Raw genomic sequence first — 16,320 nt, 5'->3', positions numbered from 1 at the left:
GCCGGTTCACCTGCGTGCGGTTCGCGCGGGAGCGAAGTCCTCGCGATCGTCCTCGGATTCATCGCGCTCGAACACGACGATCGTGGATCCGGTGCTGGCCGCGTGCAGACGCTTGCGGTGCACCCAGGCCTCGATCGCCACGCCGAGCACACCGACCACGGCGACGCCGATCACCGTCGACCAGTCGGTCGCCCACCCGGCTCCCGATTCTCGAGGCCACGCGACGTTCACGATCTGGAACAGCAGCCACACGAGTGCGAGCCACCCGACGACGCGGCCGGCCCGGCCGAGGAAGAGACCGGGTTCGTCCCTCCAGGTGCCGCGAGCGCGTGCGATCGCCCACCCCAGTATCGGGAAGAGGAAGGAGATGAAGAAGCCGACCGACGAGAACGAGATGAGCGCCATCTGAATGCCCTCGCTCTGGAACGGCAGGAACAGCAGCGCTGCGATCACGGCGGTGATGAGAACGGCGGTGCGCGGCAGGCCCGTCTCTCCCGACAGCCTCGTCAGGGTGCGCGCGAACGGGAGCTCCCCGTTGCGCGCCGTCGCCCAGACGATGCGCGAGACGGTGATCTGGATCGTCATGAGGCTCGCCGCGAAGGCGATCACGAACAGCGCCAGGATTCCGCGGAAAATCGGTGCGGGGAATGATGCTGCGATGATCGCCACGGCCGGATCCGCAGCGTTCTCCGGGTCCTGCAGGAACGCGTCGCTCGGAACGGCGAGCGTGAACGCGAGCGTGCTGAGGAGCACGATGATCATGATGGCGAAGAACGAGGCGACCATCGCGCGCGGCACGGCGCGCTTGGGGCGCTGCACCTCCTCGGCGATCGAGCTCGCGCTCTCGAAGCCGATCGCGAAGTAGCTGGAGAAGGCGATCGCCATCACCAGCGGCGCTGAGAAGAACACGCCGCTGTAATCGGCGAGCGATGCCGGGGAGAGGTACTCGAGCGTCTGATGGCGCTCGAAGAACAGGAGCCAGATCGCCACGCCGACGGAGCCGACGGCCTCGGCGGCGATGACCGCGATCATGAGAATCTTGATGAACACCCGCCCCGCCAGATTCACCATCGTCGAGAAGGCGAGGATGCCGATCGCGAGCCAGGTGACCACCTGGTGGCCTGCGGCCGGGATGTCGAAGATCGGCGGGATGAGCACGGCTCCCGCGTACGCCACTGCTGGCAGGGTGATGAGCAACGTGCAGATGTACGTCCAGGAGGCGAACCAGCCGTATCGATGGCCGAGCAGTCGACGCGACCACTGATAGATGCCGCCGGAGTCGGCCCACTTCGATGCCAGCACCCCCAGCGCGAGGACGACGATCAGCTGACCGATGTAGAGGATGAGTCCGCCCCAGATGAAGGCGGGGCCAGAACTGGCGAGGCCGACGCCGAGAACGCTGTACAGCGCGACGATCGGCGAAACGAACGCGAACGCGACTGAGAGCGCGGAAAACATGGTGAATTCTCTCTTCATCACCGGTGGCGCCGTGGTCATGGAAACTCCTTTGCTTCGTGTACGGCGGCGGTTCGCGCCGTCATTGGCGCGAACCGTCGGGGAAGTGCTGCGGGCCACCCGCCGGTGCCCCTGCCCTGCTCGGCGCGAACGGCGAGAACGGCATCCGAGTCGTGCGCCTGCACCGTGCGTCGCCCGCCCGCCCGGATCGGCGGCGACCCGGGCGAGCGAGATCGAACCGTTGGTTCAGCCCACGTAGACCGGTGTGCGAGGCGCTCCGGCGTGCGACGCGAGGGCCTCCAGTGCGATGCGGCCCGCGACGAGCTGGGTCCGCGTCGAGTGGTCGAGCGACGGCGCGGGCTCCGCGATGTCCACCCCGATGAGGCCGGCGGGCGAGATGCCTCGCACGATCTCGATCGCCTCGCGCATGGTCATTCCGCCCGGGGTGGGAGCGCACGTGCCCGGCGCGAATGCCGCGTCGAGTGCGTCGACGTCGAACGTGAGGTAGAACCCCTCCTCGCCGACGCGTTCGAGGATCTGCTCAACGGCCCATGCCGTGCCGCGCTCCCAGATGTCCTCGAGCCAGATGACGCGAATGCCGTGGTCCCGGCAGTACTTGAGCTCGGTCTTCGGGTTCATCCAGCCGCTGATGCCGACGAGCACCATCTTTGCCGGGTCGTAGCCGTTGTCGACGGCCCTCGTGATGGTGCAGCAGTGATTGAGCTCCTCCCCTCCCACATTCGGTGCGGCATCGAGATGGGTGTCGAACTGCACCCACCCGGGGTTCGTCCCCTCCCGCTTGGCGGCCTTTCCGACGGGGATGCTCACGGAATGATCTCCGCCGAAGACGACCGGGATCGCGCCCGCCGCCACGATCTCTGCGATGTCGGCTTCGACGCGCTCGAACGTCTTCGGCGTGTTCCCGAGTGCGACGTGGCAATCGCCCCCGTCGACGAGCGGCAGGTGCGCGAACAGGTCGAAGTCGAACGTGGCTTGGAAGTTGGTGAACTGCACCGACGTCTCGCGAATGGCGCGCGGGCCGTAATTGGCACCGCTGCGGCTGATCGTCGTCGCGTCGAAGGGGAAGCCGTAGACGACCGCTTTCGCGCCGGATGCACAGATCGCCTCCCGGTCGAGCTCCACCTTCGGCACCCCCATGAACGTTCCGCCGAGCCCGCCGTGCAGCAGGCCGTTCCACATGGTCTCGTCGAAGGATCCCGTCGCCGTTTCAGTCATGATTTCTACTTCCCTCCCGCGGCGGACCGCGCGTCATAGTGTCGAAACGTTTAGGAAGCTGCCTGGTAATAACGACTACGCTGCCGAAACGCTTCGGCAATCGTACCCGCTGCATCGCACCGATGTCCAGACATCCGCGGCAGCTCGTCTCAGCGCGCGAGTGCGTCTCAGCGCATGAGCGCGGGTCGCAACGCGAGAGCGCCTGTCGGGGCGGGGCACCGTCGTGATGCCCGCTCGTCACACCTCGTCGAGGATCGCCCGGAGCTGCACGAGTGCCGCATCGAATGCGGCATCATCGTCACCGCCGACACCGATCACGAGGCCCGCCGTGCCGGTGCCGGAACCTGCCCGCTGCCAGTACCGCCCGAGGGCCTGAACACCGAGTGCGTCCACCGCGGGGTGCGCGACCACGGCTGCCTCCCGGCGGCGAGCGCGCTCGGGCTCGCCCGCGAACTCGATCACTGCATGCAGTCCGCCGTCCATGGGCCGTACGCGCGCGGCGCGTGCTCCTGCAAGTCGCTCGGAGACGAGATCGCGGCGAGCAGCGTACCGACGCAGCATCCGAGCGGTATGGCGTCGAAGCTCACCGCTCGCGAGATAGGCGGTGAGCGCCGACTGCACGACGGTCGACACCGTTCCGCCGAGGTCGCGCCGCACCGGCTCGATGAGCGCCCGCAACCCCGCCGGGGCGAGGAGGTATCCGGCGGAGAGCGCGGGCGTGATCGTGCGCGAGAAGGTTCCGAGCAGCACGACGACGCCGTTCTCCGGGTCGTCGAGGGCCGCAAGCGTGGGCAGCGGTGTGCCGGTGTATCGCAGCTCCGAGTCGAAGTCGTCCTCGATGATCACGACCCCGTTGCGCCTGGCCCAGGCGAGAAGGGCGCGTCGGCGGGCGAGCGGCAGCGAACCTCCCAGAGGGTATTGATGGCTCGGCGTCACGATGACCGCGTCGAGCATCCCGTCGGGAAGCCGACCCGTATCGAGCCCGAGACCGTCGGCGGGGAGTGCGACGATGGTCGCGCCCGCCCGGGAAGCGGCCCCGCGCAGAGACGGCAGACCCGGATCCTCGACGCCAACGACGAGGGTTCGCCCGCGCGTCGCGCCGAGCGCCGTGAGCAGCAGCCAGAGCCCGTCGCGCGTTCCGGCGGTGACGAGCACGTCCGCCGCCGAGCGGGAGGTACCGCGCATGCGTCGCAGGTGCTCCGCGATCTCGCCGCGCAGAGCCGGGTCCCCGAGCGGCGGTGCGACCACTTCAACCACCGCCACGTCGGCTGCGGCGGTGCGCCATGCGGCCCGCCACGCCGAGCCGACGACGCCGTCGGTGATCGGGGCGCCCGGGGCGAGGGGGGCGGGGCGTTCAGCGCCGACGGGCGCGTCCGCCGGCATCATCCGCGTGCCGGCCTCTGCCTGGCGGGCCGCGTTGCGGTCGCTGCGACTCGCGCGATCCTCGGTCTCGGTCTGGGTACGCGCCAGGTCCGGATGCACGAGCGTGCCCCGCCCCTGGGACGGCGACAGGTAGCCCTCCGCGATGAGCTGCTCGTACGCCGCGACGACCACGCCTCGCGCGACGCCGAGACGCCGGCTCAGTTCTCGCGTCGCTGGCACGGCCTCCCCCGGGCGCACCAGTGCGGCGTCGATCGCCTCGCGGAGTGCGCTGGCGATCTGCACCGGCAGTGGGAGGTTGGAGGCGCGGTCGATCTGCACCGGCAGACCGCTCGCGGCCCGGTTCCGAGCGAAGCCGTTCGGCTCCCCCGGGGCGCTGGCGGGTGTCTTCGCGCTCACGCGAACACCGCCCCCGTGGCGCTGAGTCGCCCGCGCATGACGTCGAGGGCCTCCGGGTTCTCGTCGATGAGGAGGAACTTGCGCTCGAGTCGCGCCGCCGCATCCCCGGTGGTGCCGCTGCCCGCGAAGGGGTCGAGCACCCAGTCGCCTGGCCGCGTGGACGCCTGGATGATGCGGCGCAGGATCCCGACGGGCTTCTGGGTCGGGTATCCCGTGCGCTCTCCCCCGGTCGGCGACACGATGGTGTGCCACCAGGTGTCGGTCGGAAGCTTGCCGAGAGCGGCCTTCTCCGCTGTCACGAGGCCCGGAGCCATGTACGGTTCGCGATCCACCGCATCGGCGTCGAAGTAGTACCAGTCCGGGTGCTTCGCGTAGACGAGGATGTTGTCGTGCTTGGCCGGCCACCGCCGTTTCGACCGCGCTCCGTAATCGTAGGCCCAGATGATCTCGTTGATGAAGCACTCCGGCCCGAAGAGCGCGTCGAGCAGCACCTTCGCATAGTGCACTTCTCGGTAGTCGAGATGCAGATAGAGCAGGCCGTCGGGCGAGAGGAGGCGCCAGGCCTCCTCGAGACGCGGTTCGAGGAAGTCCCAGTAGTCGGCGAATCGATCGTCGTAGCTGAGCGTCGTCTCGCGCGTCACGCGGTACCCCTGTCCGCGGAACCCCAGCCGGTCGCCCGCAGCGGCCTCGAGCGGACCCGCGACACGGGTGCCCCGGACGCGCTCGGCCTGTCGGGATCGCCCCGTGTTGAACGGCGGATCGAGGTAGGCGACGGCGAAGGCCGCGGTCGGCAGTGAGCGCAGGATCGGCAGATTGTCGCCCTGCATCACTCGACTCGGCCCGGTCGCGTTCCAGGGGTCACTCACCGTCTCAGGCTACCGGCCTTCGGCGGAACGCCGTAGCGTGGGAGGCGGCGTACGACGACGAACGGGGCGGGCATGATCGGTTTGAGCATGATCACGATGGATACGACGGATCCGCGCACGCTCGCGGGCTGGTGGGCGGAGCGCCTCGGCGGCGAGATCGTGCACGAGGCCGACGGGTGGTTCTGCATCGTGCGGGCGCCGCAGCTGCCCGCCGCACTCGGCTTCCAGAAGGTCGACGACCCGGGCGCGGGGAAGAACCGCTTGCACTTGGATTTCGACATCGACTCTTCGGTCGACCGTGCTTCCCTCGTCGATGAGTGGGTGGAGGCGGGAGCGACGCACCTCGGGCGCCGCGGCGAGGCCGGGCTCGCATGGGATACGTTCTCGGATCCCGACGGCAACGAGTTCTGCATCGGCGACCCCCACTAGCCCTGCCGAGGCGGGGAGGCGTGCGGGGTTCATCCACGAGGCCGGTGCACCGGCCTCGCCGCCGCCGGAGGGGTGCCGACCTCCGCTACCGAGTGCCCCGTGCAGTTCTCTCCGGTCACGCTGGCGCGCTCGATGCGAGTCACGGCGAACCAGCGCACGGCGTCGCGCAGACGACACCATCCCACCAGGTACCAGCGTCCGTTCGTCGACGCGAAGAGCACTGGTTCGACGTCGCGGGTTGTGGTGACGCCGTCGCCTGACACGTACGTGATCCTGAGCACGCGCTGATCGGTCATCGCCGCCTCGAGTGCTGAGGTGATGGCACGGGACCCCGCCGTCGGCGTGTCGACCCACACCCGGTGTGCGAGTTCGTCGACCCTCACCCGGGTCCGCGGATCGAGGACGTCGAGGATCTTCTGCATCCCGGCGGCCGCGAGATCGGCGTAGGGCGCGTCGGGTGCCGCCGACACCGCGGCGTGGAGCGCCACGGCCTGCGCCGGGGAGAGCATGACCGGCGGAAGGGAGGCCGCCGCAGCCCACCCGTAGCCTCCGCCCGGGCCTGGCCGGGACCAGATCGGGGCGCCGCTGCGCTCGAGTGCTGCGAGATCTCGCTTCACGGTGCGCACGGAGATCTGGAACTCCCGCGCCAGCCGCTCGGCCGTGCACCCTCGGGATCCGCCGCGCCGCAATGATTCGGAGAGGGCGTGCAGTCGCTCTGCTCGCTTCACGATTGCGCTAGGTTCAGATTCATGACACAAATAGTGACACACTGTTGCCCAGCGCGGGGTCGAGACTGATCGCATGACATCTCATGCAAGCACTCCGACCATCATTCTCATCGCCGGCCACTGGCTCGGCGCCTGGGCCTGGGACGACGTCCGCGCGCACCTCGGCACCGACGATTCGCTCGTCGCCGCGATCACGCTCCCAGGCCTCGAAGCCGGTGACCCCGGACGGACAGAGGCGACGCTCGACGATCAGGTCGAGGCGATCCGAAGGGTGATCGCAGAGCTCGGAGGTTCCCGGGAGCATCCGGTGGTGATCGTCGCTCACAGCGGCGCGAATGCTCCCGTGAGTCTCGTTCTCGACCACGATCCCGAGTTGATTCGCCGGGTCGTCTGGGTCGATTCGGGGCCGGTGGCACCGGGAAGCATCTTCGCTCCCGGACTCCCCGCTGAGGTGCAGGAGCTTCCGCTCCCGCCCTTCGAGGTTCTTGCAGAGCAGGCGAGTATCGCCGGCTTGAGCGCTGACGTGCTCGCGCGGTTCCGCGACCGTGCTGTCCCCCAACCCGGCACCGTGCTCCGCCAACCCGTCGTGCTCGTGAACGACGACCGTCGCAAGATCCCGACGACGCTGATCTGCTGCTCGATCTCGGGCGCGCAGGTGCTCGAACTTGCCCGCGGGGGCAACGCCATGTTCGCGGAGGTCGCGGCGCTGGAGCACTGCGACGTCGTCGACCTTCCGACCGGGCACTGGCCGATGTGGAGCCGGCCGCGGGATCTTGCCGTGGCGATCCGGTCAGCCGCGTCCCGCGTCAGCTGAACGAGGCCGGCGCACCTCCAGGTCGAGCGGTTGCTCGTCTGCGTGCGCCTCGGGGTCGAGGATCCGAGCGAGCACAGCGTCGTCGAGATCCTCGATCCGGGCCGGCGACCATTGCGGGTTGCGATCCTTGTCGATGACCTGCGCCCGCACGCCCTCCGCGAAATCGGGCAGCGCGGCGAGCCTTCCGAGGGTTCGCAGGTCGTCGGCCAGCACGTCAGCGAGCGAGAGCGCGCGCCGCCTGGTCCGGTCGAGCTGAGCGAGCGTGACCGCGACCGATGTGGGACTCATCGTGCGAACGACAGCGGCGAGGCGTCCCGCATCGGCGTCGTCGCTCGCTTCGAGTGCCCGGATCAGGCGGAGCGCGGCTCCTGCCGGATCCTCGGACGCCGGCGGTTCTTGGGCTCCGAACACTGACGCCGCGATGGGTGACCACCAGTCGCGGGCGTCGAGGATCGCCGAGGCCGGTGCTGGCTCCGCCACGCCGTCCACGGCGGCGTGCGGATCGGCCCCTGCGGCGAGCGCCGCCTGCAGCTGCGGCAGCCGCTCCGCAGGCACGAAGACGTCCGCGAACCCGAGGGCGATCGCGTCGCCCGCCGCCATGTCTCCCGCCGAGACGGCGAGCATCTCGCCGAGCCGCTCCGGGGCCGCGGCGAGCAGGAGGTGGCCTCCGACATCCGGCACGATGCCGATCCGCGCTTCGGGCATCGCCAGGCGGCTGCGCTCGGTCACGACGCGGATCGCAGCGTGCCCGGTCAGTCCGATCCCGCCGCCCATGGTGATGCCGTCCATGATTCCCACGACCGGGGTTGCTGAGGTGCTGATCGCGTAGTCGAGCCGGTACTCGTTCGCGAGGATCGTGCGAGCGGAGCCCTGCGACAGTTCCTTGACGTCTCCTCCACCGCAGAACCCGCGATCACCGGCCCCGTCGAGCAGGATCGCCTGCGAGCCGTCGTGCTGCGCCGCTGAGACCGCCGCCGCGAGCCGCGCGAACATGTCGCTGTTCAGGGCGTTGATCGCTCGCGGCCGATTCAGCGTGAGATGCGTGATCGCGCCGTCACGACGCACGAGCACGAGCGGTGTTTCATCGGAATCGAACGGATGCGACTGCGGTGCGGCACTCATTCCAGCACCGTATCACCGCCCCACCCCCGGCCACCGGCTCAGGGGGTGGGATGGCGCGCGTCGTATCGCTGGAATCCGGACGCCGTGCGGAGCAGCACCAGCATGACGCCGAGGATCACGATGCCTCCGAGGAGGGCGGGCGCCCAGAGCGCGACGAGCGTTGCGACGGCGCCCGCGAGCAGATCGCCGACTCTCGGGCCGCCGGCGACCACGACGTAGAAGATGCCCTGCATGCGCCCGCGAACGTCATCGGGGGCTGCCGTCTGGAGAATGGTGGTGCGGAACACGGCGCTGACGTTGTCGGCGGCACCGGTGCCCGCGAGGGCCACGCCGGCGAGCACGATGGCAGGGATGATCGGGTCGTCGCTGCGCTCGGAGATGCCCGAGGTCGACGCCGTGATGAGCAGCACGAGACCGAAGCTCGCGGTGCACGCCCCGAAGGCGGCGATGGCGAGCGTCACCGCGCGTCCCTGCCGCCTCACGGCGCCGAGCGGCCCGGAGAGGAGGCCGCTCAGGAGCGCTCCCGCGGCGAACGACGCGGTGAGCGCCCCCACGGTCACCGGACCGCCGCCGAGCACGAGGGCCCCGGCTGCGGGGAAGACGACGCGCGGGGTGCCGAAGATCATCGCGACGAGATCCCAGATGAAGGTCGCACGCACATTGGGCGCTCGCCTCAGGAACTTCAGGCTCTCGAGCACCCCGCCGAGGCCCGGAGCGCTGCGAGCGCCGTCCGGCGCCATGCGGGGCAGGCTGAGAATACCGACGAAGGCGCCGGTGAACAGCACGGCGTCGAGCAGATACGTCCACGGCACCCCGATGCTCGCGACGAGCACGCCGGCGACTGCCGGGCCGACGGTGATGGCGAGGCCCATCGTGATTCCGCTCAACGCGGCGGCGGCAGGCAGGAGCTGCGGAGGCAGCAGGCGCGGCAGGATCGCACCGCGCGTCGCCCCCATGATGGTGGCAGAAGCCGCGTTGACCGCGGCGAGTGCGTAGTAGGGCCACGTGGCCTGCACGTCGAGGAACGCGATCACGGTCATCGCGCAGATACTGGCCCAAGCCGCGATGGCGGTGACCAGGGCGACGAGCCGTCGATCGAACACATCGGCGAGCGCACCGCCCACGAATCCGGCCACGATCATGGGCCCGAGGGCCCACAGCGCGACGAGGGATACGGCGAGCGTGGACTGCGTGAGCTCGAAGATGTGCAGCCCCACCGCTACGATCGTCACCTGCGCACCGATCTGCGCGATCGACGTGCCCGTCCAGAGCTTCGCGAACGCGGGGCTCGCGCGGAGCGGAGTGGTATCGACGAGCAGCGAGCGCAATCGGGTGCGTCGGTCGCCGGCCTCGGGTGTCACCGCCCCAATCTATCGCGAGCGCCCGGCCACGACCGCGCGCCCGCCGCCGGTCGACGGTTTGCCGAATTTTCTTACGTGGTCTAAAGTCCATCGTGGCAGAAGCTTTGAGCTGCCGATCTTCTAGGGGAGTTCCTTCTCGCGGGCGACGTGTTGCGACACGAGAACCTGCGGGAGGGCATCGGGTGGTGCGATCAGCACGCGCGTGCGGATGTCGCATTGTTTGCAAACGAACCCCCTGGAGTAACTATGAAGTTCAGCAAGAAGCTCGCCGGTGCTGCGGCGATCGGCGCCGTCGCCGTCCTCACGTTCGGCGGCACGGCCGCGAATGCCGCTCAGGGCGACCCGGTCACCCTGACGCCGCAGATCACGCTGGGCGCGGAGTCGTTCACGGTATCGGGCGCCGACTGAGTCAGCCCCGACGGCACTCCCGGTGAGTTCGCCGTGCGCGTCACGGTCGGCTCGACTCAGGTCGCTGAGGCCGGTACGGCGAACGCTGACGGCACCTGGACGACGACCATCGCTTCACCCGCGGAGAGCGGCGTGTACCCCGTCTACGCGGAGTGCGATCAGTACGCCGAGAAGTTCTACTACGCGGCGAACGAAGCACTCGTGAGCAAGGCAGCGGGCGTTCAGCTGGAGGTGGCCGAAGCGAAGCACTTCCAGTACATCGACTTCTCGGGTGCCGGTTACACGCCGAAGGAGAACGTGCGTATCGAGTTCCGCCAGAACGGGGTGGTCATGGATTCCTCGAGCCTCGGAGCTGTGAACGCGGTCGGCGAGTTCGAGGGATGGGTGAGGCTCGGCAACACCCTCGCGGCTGGCGCGTACGACGTCGTCTTCGTCGGTGAGACGAGCGGCGCGGAGTACTCCGCGCCGCTGACGATCACGAGCGACGGCACGAGCAGCGATGATCCCGTCGCTTCGACGGCCGACACGAACAACGCTACCCCCGCCGCGAACATCGACCCGGCCGCCACCGGTGCGAAGGGCTCGCTCGCCACGACCGGTGGCGAGAACCTCGCTCCACTCGCGATCGCGGGTGGCGCCGCTGCGCTGGCGCTCGGTGCTGGCGCAGTCGCGCTCGGCCGCCGCAAGGCGCGCGCTTCCGCCTGACCGACTGCGGGCACTGCGCACGCAGCGCAGCGCCCGCGGCGCGGTCGCCCCGGGCAGACCACCCGTTCTGTCCGGGGCGCTCGCCCGGCCTCCGAAGAGATGTGCCGACGCGACAGAAAGTGAGCCTGAGTGCTTGCTCAATATGTAGCCGCCGTCTACCGTTGACCTAGGCTGACGCTCCAGTGCACCTGCTGTGGCGAACAACTGCGCATCAACGGTGACGTGTTTGCCGGATATGCACGGGAGCGGTGCCGGGAGCAACACCCTCGTATTGCCGTAGTCGCGAAACATCATCACCCCATTACCTCGGAGGCAACATGAAGTTCTCGAAGAAGCTCGCCGGCGCAGCGGCGATCGGCGCAATCGCCGCGCTGACGTTCGGCGGAAGCGCTGCAAGCGCTGCCGAAGGCGACCCCATCACCCTGACGCCGCAGATCACGCTCGGTGCAGAGTCGTTCACCGTCACCGGCGCCGATTGCATCAACCCCGGCGGCACCCCGGGCGAGTTCGCGGCAGTGCTCGCGACCGACGATGTCGAGAACCCCGTCGTGCAGACCGGGATCGCGAACGCCGACGGCACCTGGAGCGCGACGATCGCCTCACCCGCCGAGAGCGGCGTCTACGAAGTTGCGGCGTACTGCAACCTCTACGTCGACCAGTTCGCCTACGCCTCCTCCGATCTGCTCGTCAGCGCCGAAGCCGGCGTGACGCTCGACGTCGCAGAGGCTCAGCACTTCGAGTCGTTCGGGTTCAGCGGCGCCGGTTTCGCGCCCGCTGAGAACGTGCGCGTCGAGTTCCGCCAGAACGGCGCGGTCATCGAGTCGCTCGGCACCGTCGCGGCGAACGAGGTCGGCGAGATCGTCGGAGACATCACCCTCGGAAACACGCTCGCATACGGCGCGTACGACGTCGTCTTCGTCGGCGAGACCAGTGGCACCGAGTTCGCGGCCCCGCTGGCCGTGACCGACGGCACCGTAGCTCCCGGCGCACCCGCCGATCCGGGGAACGTCGGCGGCGGCGTGACGCCTCCCGCCCAGCCGGTCGGCTACACCCCGGGTGCGAAGCTCGCGAACACCGGTGGCGAGAACCTCGCACCGTTCGCGATCGCCGGTGGCGTCGCAGCCCTCGCACTCGGCGCCGGCGCTGTCGCACTGGGTCGCCGCAAGGCACGCGCTGCGGAGTAACAACTGAAGAGCACTGCATCGCGAAACGCCCCCGATCCGGACGGACATTCCCGTCCGCGATCGGGGGCGTTTCGCCGCGCCGCGCGCATCGCCGCAGTCATCGCGCTCGTCGTGGTGCTGGCGCTGGGCGCTGCAGCCGCGGTGATCGCGACGCGCATCGATGCGGTCACGATGCCGCAACTCGACAGCGAGCACCAGGCGCAACGGAAGAGTTCGGGCGACACGGTGTATCTCTTCGTCGGCGCCGACTCGGGTATCGAGCGGGCGGCGACCGACATCCAGCGCGACACGCCGGACGGTCAGGCGCGCGCCGACGCCCTCGTGCTCGTGCGACTCGGCGCCGACGGCACCGCATCAGCGGTATCGCTTCCGAGAGATCTGCTCTCGACGGACGGGTACTTCGGCTCCATCGCACTCGCGCTCCTCGACGGGCCGGATGTGCTGATGGAGAGCGTGTGCAGCACGACCGGTGTCGCAGTCGACCGGTACGTCTCGATCGACGGATCGGGTTTCGTCGAGGCGATCGACGCGCTCGGCGGCATCGAGGTGGACATCGAGTACCCGCTGCGCGATCCCGCAGCCGAACTCAGCATCGACACCGCCGGCACCCAGCGGGTCGACGGGGCGACCGCGCTCGGGCTCGTGCGTTCGCGTCACGGCGAGCAGTTCGTCGACGGAGCGTGGGTGAGCGTCTCCGAGAGCGAGGGCGCGCGGCAGCGCGCGCTCTGGTCGGCCCGTGTGCTCGACGGCGTGCGCTCTGCCCTCAGCGACGCCGACGTCGCCTCGTTGACGCGCGCCGTGTGGTCGGGCAGCGCATCCCTGAGCCTCGGCGGCGGCCTGCATCCCTTCGAGCTCGGACGTCTGGCGCGCGCGGAACTCGACATCCGCGAATTGCCTGCAGAGAAGATCGGTGACGGTCGAGCGCTGCAGATGAATGAGCAGAGCGCGTCCGTCCTCACGGACGCGGGCTTCCGCACGGACTGCTCGCTCGACTGACGGGGCAGGGTGCAGAGCGCTGCGATTCGACGGTCCTCTCACACGCGTGGCCTCGGTCGACAGCGATAAGCTCGATCGCATGTTCGACGACCGATACGATCTCGACCCCGTGGCGCGCATGAAGCCGCGGCGCGGTCCCGTTGAGCGGCGCGACGTGCCGCTCGCGAAAGGACTCGTGCTCGAGCACACCGAGTCCGAGTGGTGCGGAGCCGTCGTCGGTGCGCGCGACGGGCTCGTGCAGCTCGAAGACTTCCGGGGCAAGGTTCGAGCCTTCCCCCTCGCCGACGGGTTCCTGGTCGACGGCAAGCCGGTGCGCCTGGTGCGGCCGACGGCGCCGGCCGGCACGCGCAAGCGCACAGCGTCGGGCTCCTTCGCGGCGCCTCAGCAGCGAGCGCGGGTGGCGATGCCCAGTCGCATCTTCGTCGAAGGCAAGCACGATGCCGAGCTCGTCGAGCAGGTGTGGGGCGACGACTTGCGCGTCGAAGGCGTCGTCGTCGAACTGCTGCAGGGCGCTGACAATCTCGAGCAGGTGCTCGCGGACTTCGCTCCCGGCCCCGATCGCCGCGCCGGGGTGCTCCTCGACCATCTCGTTCGCGGCAGCAAAGAAACCAGAATCGCCGACACCATCGCACGCGGGCCCCACGGCAACCATGTCCTCATCGTTGGGCACCCCTTCGTAGATATCTGGCAGGCCGTGAAGCCCGCCCGGGTCGGCCTGCAGGAATGGCCGACGATTCCACGCAGCATCGAGTGGAAAACCGGCATCTGCCGCGCTCTCGGCTGGCCGAGCGAGGAGCAGGCGGACATCGCTGACGCCTGGTCGCGCATCAGATCGCGCGTGCGCGATTTCCGCGACCTCGAACCCGAGCTCGTCGGGCGCGTCGAGCACCTGATCGACTTCGTGACGGTCGACTGATCGCCTCTCAGTCACCGCTGCACGATGTTCTCGCACCGCGGAACTCGGGCACCCCTCCGAGCCGCGGGCGTATCCTGAGCAGCAGTCGAAGCAGTGAACCTGCGAGGAGGGCGCCGTGGCACACCCAATGTTCTTTCTGATGCCTCAGTGGCAGGGATCGCCCTCTGCTCGGGCGATGCAGCTCGCGGAGGGCGCCGATCTCCTCCGCGAGGATCTGCCGGCTTCCGCGCTGCGCGAGGTGCCCGTGCCTCTCGAAGCCGGTGATGCGATGGGCACGCCCGTGGCCAGGCTCAGCAGCCTCGTGCGAGCCCGCGAGGCGGCTCGCACGGCCATCGAGCCGGCACTCGCCGATGGGCGAGCCCCGATCATTGTGGGCGGCGACTGCGCGACCTCTCTGCCGGGGCTCGAAGCGGCGGCGCGCTCCGTCGACCGGCTCGCCGTACTGTGGTTCGACGCTCACGCCGATCTGCAGCATCCCAGTACGTCGCCGTCGGGAAGCGCATCGGGAATGACCCTGCGGCACGCGCTCGGCGACGGCTCCCCCGACCTGGTCGCAGCGCCCACGATCGCTGCCGACGACGTCACCCTCATCGGAGCGCGGGCGCTCGACCCGGAGGAGGCGGACGAGCTGGAGCGTCTCGGGATCGCAGTGCTGCACGCAGACGCCGCTGAGACGGGTGCCGACTCGCTGCGCTCCGCGATCCTCGAGCGCATCGCGGGAGCCGACGGAGTGTACGTCCACGTGGATCTCGACGTGCTCGACCCTGCCGAGTTCGGTTCGGTGCACTCCCCGGTCCCATTCGGGCTCTCCGTCGCGCAACTCACGGACGCCATTCGCGCGGCCGTCGCCGAGGTGCCGCTCGCCGGCGCCGCGATCTGCGAATTCGCGCCGGCGGACAGTCATCGAGCGGCCGAGGACCTGCCGACGGTGCTGCGCACGCTCGCCGCGCTCACCTCTGGCACCGGATCACGACCGGCACAGGCGGGCGCGGCGTGATGCCGGCGGGTCGCCCCTGGCCGTTCGCTCGCCTGGGATACGCATATGCGACCTGCGTCGGATTCGTGTGGGGCGCGATCTGGAGTCGCGGCCGCATCGAGCGCCACGACGGCCTGTGGGTGTTTCGCGGTATGCCCCGCTGGACCTTCGGACGCGGTGGGAGCTGCGTCGGAGCGTGCTACCTGACGAACCAGAACGTCTCGGCGCGCGTGCTGCGCCATGAGCGCGTGCACTGCGCGCAGTGGCGGCACTACGGGATGGCGCTGCCAGTGCTCTACGCGCTCGCCGGCCGTGATCCTCTGCGCAATCGGTTCGAGATCGAGGCGGGTCTGCGCGACGGAGGGTACGTTCGCACTCCGTAGACTGGCCGGATGACTGCAGCGGCAGCGCCTCCGGCGTCCGACGACGAGTTCCGCTTCCTTGACTTCGACGCTCGGCGGGTCGGACGCGCAGGGCCGCTTCCCGCGGTCGCGCGGATCGCGGCCGACGTCGCGGATCACCGCGCCGTCAGCGGCTTGGCCTTCGACGGTGGGCTTCCGCCGGAGATCGTCGCACTGCACGGCGCGGGCCTGAACGCGCACAGCTTCGATCCGACGCTCCTCGCCCTCGGACGACCGGCGCTGGCCCTCGACCTTCCCGGGCACGGGCGAAGCGATTGGCGCAGCGACGGCGACTATCGGCCCGATGCGCTGGCCGCAGACGTCGTCGACGTGCTCGAGCGCGTCGCCCGGCGGCCCGTCACCCTGCTCGGCCACTCCCTCGGCGGGTTGACCGCCGCGCTCATCGCTGCGATGCGGCCCGACCTCGTGCGACGCGTCATTCTCGTCGACATCACCCCTGGCGTTTCACCCGCTCGAGACACCGGTTCGGTGCGCGAGTTCATTCAGGGTCAGCGCGATTTCAGCAGCATCGATGAGATCGTGCAGCGCGCCCAGCGATTCGGCATCGGCCACGAGCGCGCTGCGCTTGAGCGCGGCATCGCGCTCAACACCCGGCTCCGCCCCGACGGACGTCTCGAGTGGGCGCACCACCTGGCGCACCTGGAGCCGGCGCCGCGCACGGCCGACGGCGAGGAAGCGCAACCGTATGCGCCCATCTGGGGCGCCCTCGAACGACTCCGGTCGCTCGATGTTCCGGTGGCGCTCATCGCGGCGGACGCGGGCATCCTGTCGCGGCAGCACATCGCGGAGTGGGAGGATCGACTCCCGAGCAGCGCGGTCGTCACCATCCACGGATCGCACAACCTGCACGAGGCCGCACCGCTGCGGCTCGCCGAGGTGCTCGACGGCCTGCATGCGAAGCGGAGCGATGCAGCGACCTGACG

Annotated in this window: 17 protein-coding genes; 10 read left to right on the top strand and 7 right to left on the bottom strand. The window is 69.6% G+C overall.

Features of this window, described 5'->3' with window-relative positions:
• Positions 1–6: 6 nt before the first annotated feature.
• The 4 genes from WFH23_RS03115 to WFH23_RS03100 form a co-directional block, all read right to left on the bottom strand.
• A complete protein-coding gene (locus WFH23_RS03115) occupies positions 7–1,497 on the bottom strand; it encodes an APC family permease (RefSeq protein ID WP_200329373.1) in 1,491 nt (496 codons plus the stop codon).
• A gap of 204 nt (positions 1,498–1,701) precedes the next feature.
• Positions 1,702–2,691: an agmatinase gene (speB, locus tag WFH23_RS03110; RefSeq protein ID WP_336661540.1), complete on the bottom strand. Its 990-nt coding sequence runs from the start codon at positions 2,689–2,691 to the stop codon at positions 1,702–1,704.
• A 237-nt stretch (positions 2,692–2,928) separates the two neighbouring features.
• On the bottom strand, positions 2,929–4,470 hold the full coding sequence (gene pdxR / locus WFH23_RS03105; protein ID WP_336661539.1) for a MocR-like pyridoxine biosynthesis transcription factor PdxR: 1,542 nt from the start codon (positions 4,468–4,470) through the stop codon (positions 2,929–2,931).
• Positions 4,467–5,297 carry a DNA-methyltransferase gene (locus tag WFH23_RS03100; protein ID WP_200331004.1) on the bottom strand — a complete coding sequence of 277 codons (831 nt, stop codon included), beginning with the start codon at positions 5,295–5,297 and terminating at the stop codon, positions 4,467–4,469. Before WFH23_RS03100 ends, pdxR begins: the two co-directional genes overlap by 4 nt.
• Positions 5,298–5,408: 111 nt before the next feature.
• Between WFH23_RS03100 and WFH23_RS03095 the strand changes: the two genes are divergently transcribed.
• Positions 5,409–5,765 carry a VOC family protein gene (locus WFH23_RS03095; RefSeq protein WP_090148082.1) on the top strand — a complete coding sequence of 119 codons (357 nt, stop codon included), beginning with the start codon at positions 5,409–5,411 and terminating at the stop codon, positions 5,763–5,765.
• 29 nt (positions 5,766–5,794) lie between these two features.
• On the opposite strand, the gene WFH23_RS03090 is transcribed toward WFH23_RS03095, so the two are convergent.
• The gene (locus WFH23_RS03090) at positions 5,795–6,493 is read right to left on the bottom strand and encodes a helix-turn-helix transcriptional regulator (protein ID WP_336661538.1); all 699 of its coding nucleotides are present in this window, start codon (positions 6,491–6,493) and stop codon (positions 5,795–5,797) included.
• A gap of 73 nt (positions 6,494–6,566) precedes the next feature.
• On the opposite strand from WFH23_RS03090, the gene WFH23_RS03085 reads away from it, so the two are divergent.
• Positions 6,567–7,307, top strand: a complete 741-nt coding sequence (locus WFH23_RS03085; protein ID WP_336661537.1) for an alpha/beta fold hydrolase — start codon at positions 6,567–6,569, stop codon at positions 7,305–7,307.
• Here the strand turns inward: WFH23_RS03085 and WFH23_RS03080 are convergent.
• Together WFH23_RS03080 and WFH23_RS03075 are read right to left on the bottom strand one after the other, a co-directional pair.
• Positions 7,284–8,429 (bottom strand): enoyl-CoA hydratase/isomerase family protein, encoded by a 1,146-nt coding sequence (locus WFH23_RS03080; protein WP_336661536.1) that lies wholly within the window; start codon positions 8,427–8,429, stop codon positions 7,284–7,286. The genes WFH23_RS03085 and WFH23_RS03080 overlap by 24 nt on opposite strands.
• 38 nt (positions 8,430–8,467) lie before the next feature.
• Positions 8,468–9,790, bottom strand: coding sequence for an MFS transporter (locus WFH23_RS03075; protein WP_336661535.1), 1,323 nt, complete (start codon positions 9,788–9,790; stop codon positions 8,468–8,470).
• A 246-nt stretch (positions 9,791–10,036) separates the two neighbouring features.
• Here WFH23_RS03075 and WFH23_RS03070 point away from each other — a divergent pair, with 246 nt between their 5' ends.
• The 8 genes from WFH23_RS03070 (at position 10,037) to WFH23_RS03035 (ending at position 16,318) form a co-directional block, all read left to right on the top strand.
• Positions 10,037–10,198 carry a hypothetical protein gene (locus WFH23_RS03070; RefSeq protein WP_336661534.1) on the top strand — a complete coding sequence of 54 codons (162 nt, stop codon included), beginning with the start codon at positions 10,037–10,039 and terminating at the stop codon, positions 10,196–10,198.
• Between the two features lie 33 nt (positions 10,199–10,231).
• Positions 10,232–10,903, top strand: coding sequence for a hypothetical protein (locus WFH23_RS03065; protein ID WP_336661533.1), 672 nt, complete (start codon positions 10,232–10,234; stop codon positions 10,901–10,903).
• Positions 10,904–11,220: 317 nt separating this feature from the next.
• On the top strand, positions 11,221–12,087 hold the full coding sequence (locus tag WFH23_RS03060) for an LPXTG cell wall anchor domain-containing protein (protein WP_336661532.1): 867 nt from the start codon (positions 11,221–11,223) through the stop codon (positions 12,085–12,087).
• Positions 12,088–12,198: 111 nt separating this feature from the next.
• Entirely contained in the window at positions 12,199–13,083 is an 885-nt protein-coding gene (locus tag WFH23_RS03055; protein ID WP_090148065.1) for an LCP family glycopolymer transferase, read from the top strand.
• 79 nt (positions 13,084–13,162) lie between these two features.
• Entirely contained in the window at positions 13,163–13,999 is an 837-nt protein-coding gene (locus WFH23_RS03050; protein ID WP_336661531.1) for a DUF3097 family protein, read from the top strand.
• 115 nt (positions 14,000–14,114) lie between these two features.
• Complete coding sequence (locus WFH23_RS03045) at positions 14,115–14,996, top strand: arginase family protein (protein WP_336661530.1); 882 nt, start codon at positions 14,115–14,117, stop codon at positions 14,994–14,996.
• On the top strand, positions 14,996–15,358 hold the full coding sequence (locus WFH23_RS03040) for a Fe-S oxidoreductase (protein ID WP_336661529.1): 363 nt from the start codon (positions 14,996–14,998) through the stop codon (positions 15,356–15,358). Before WFH23_RS03045 ends, WFH23_RS03040 begins: the two co-directional genes overlap by 1 nt.
• Before the next feature lie 9 nt (positions 15,359–15,367).
• Positions 15,368–16,318, top strand: coding sequence for an alpha/beta fold hydrolase (locus WFH23_RS03035; RefSeq protein WP_336661528.1), 951 nt, complete (start codon positions 15,368–15,370; stop codon positions 16,316–16,318).
• Positions 16,319–16,320: the final 2 nt, after the last annotated feature.

Origin of the sequence: Leucobacter sp. USHLN154 (assembly GCF_037145595.1) — a bacterium.
In the GTDB taxonomy this organism is placed as follows: Bacteria; Actinomycetota; Actinomycetes; order Actinomycetales; family Microbacteriaceae; genus Leucobacter; species Leucobacter alluvii.
The sequence above is the reverse complement of the archived record's forward strand: the minus strand, read 5'-3'. Positions and strand labels throughout refer to the sequence as shown.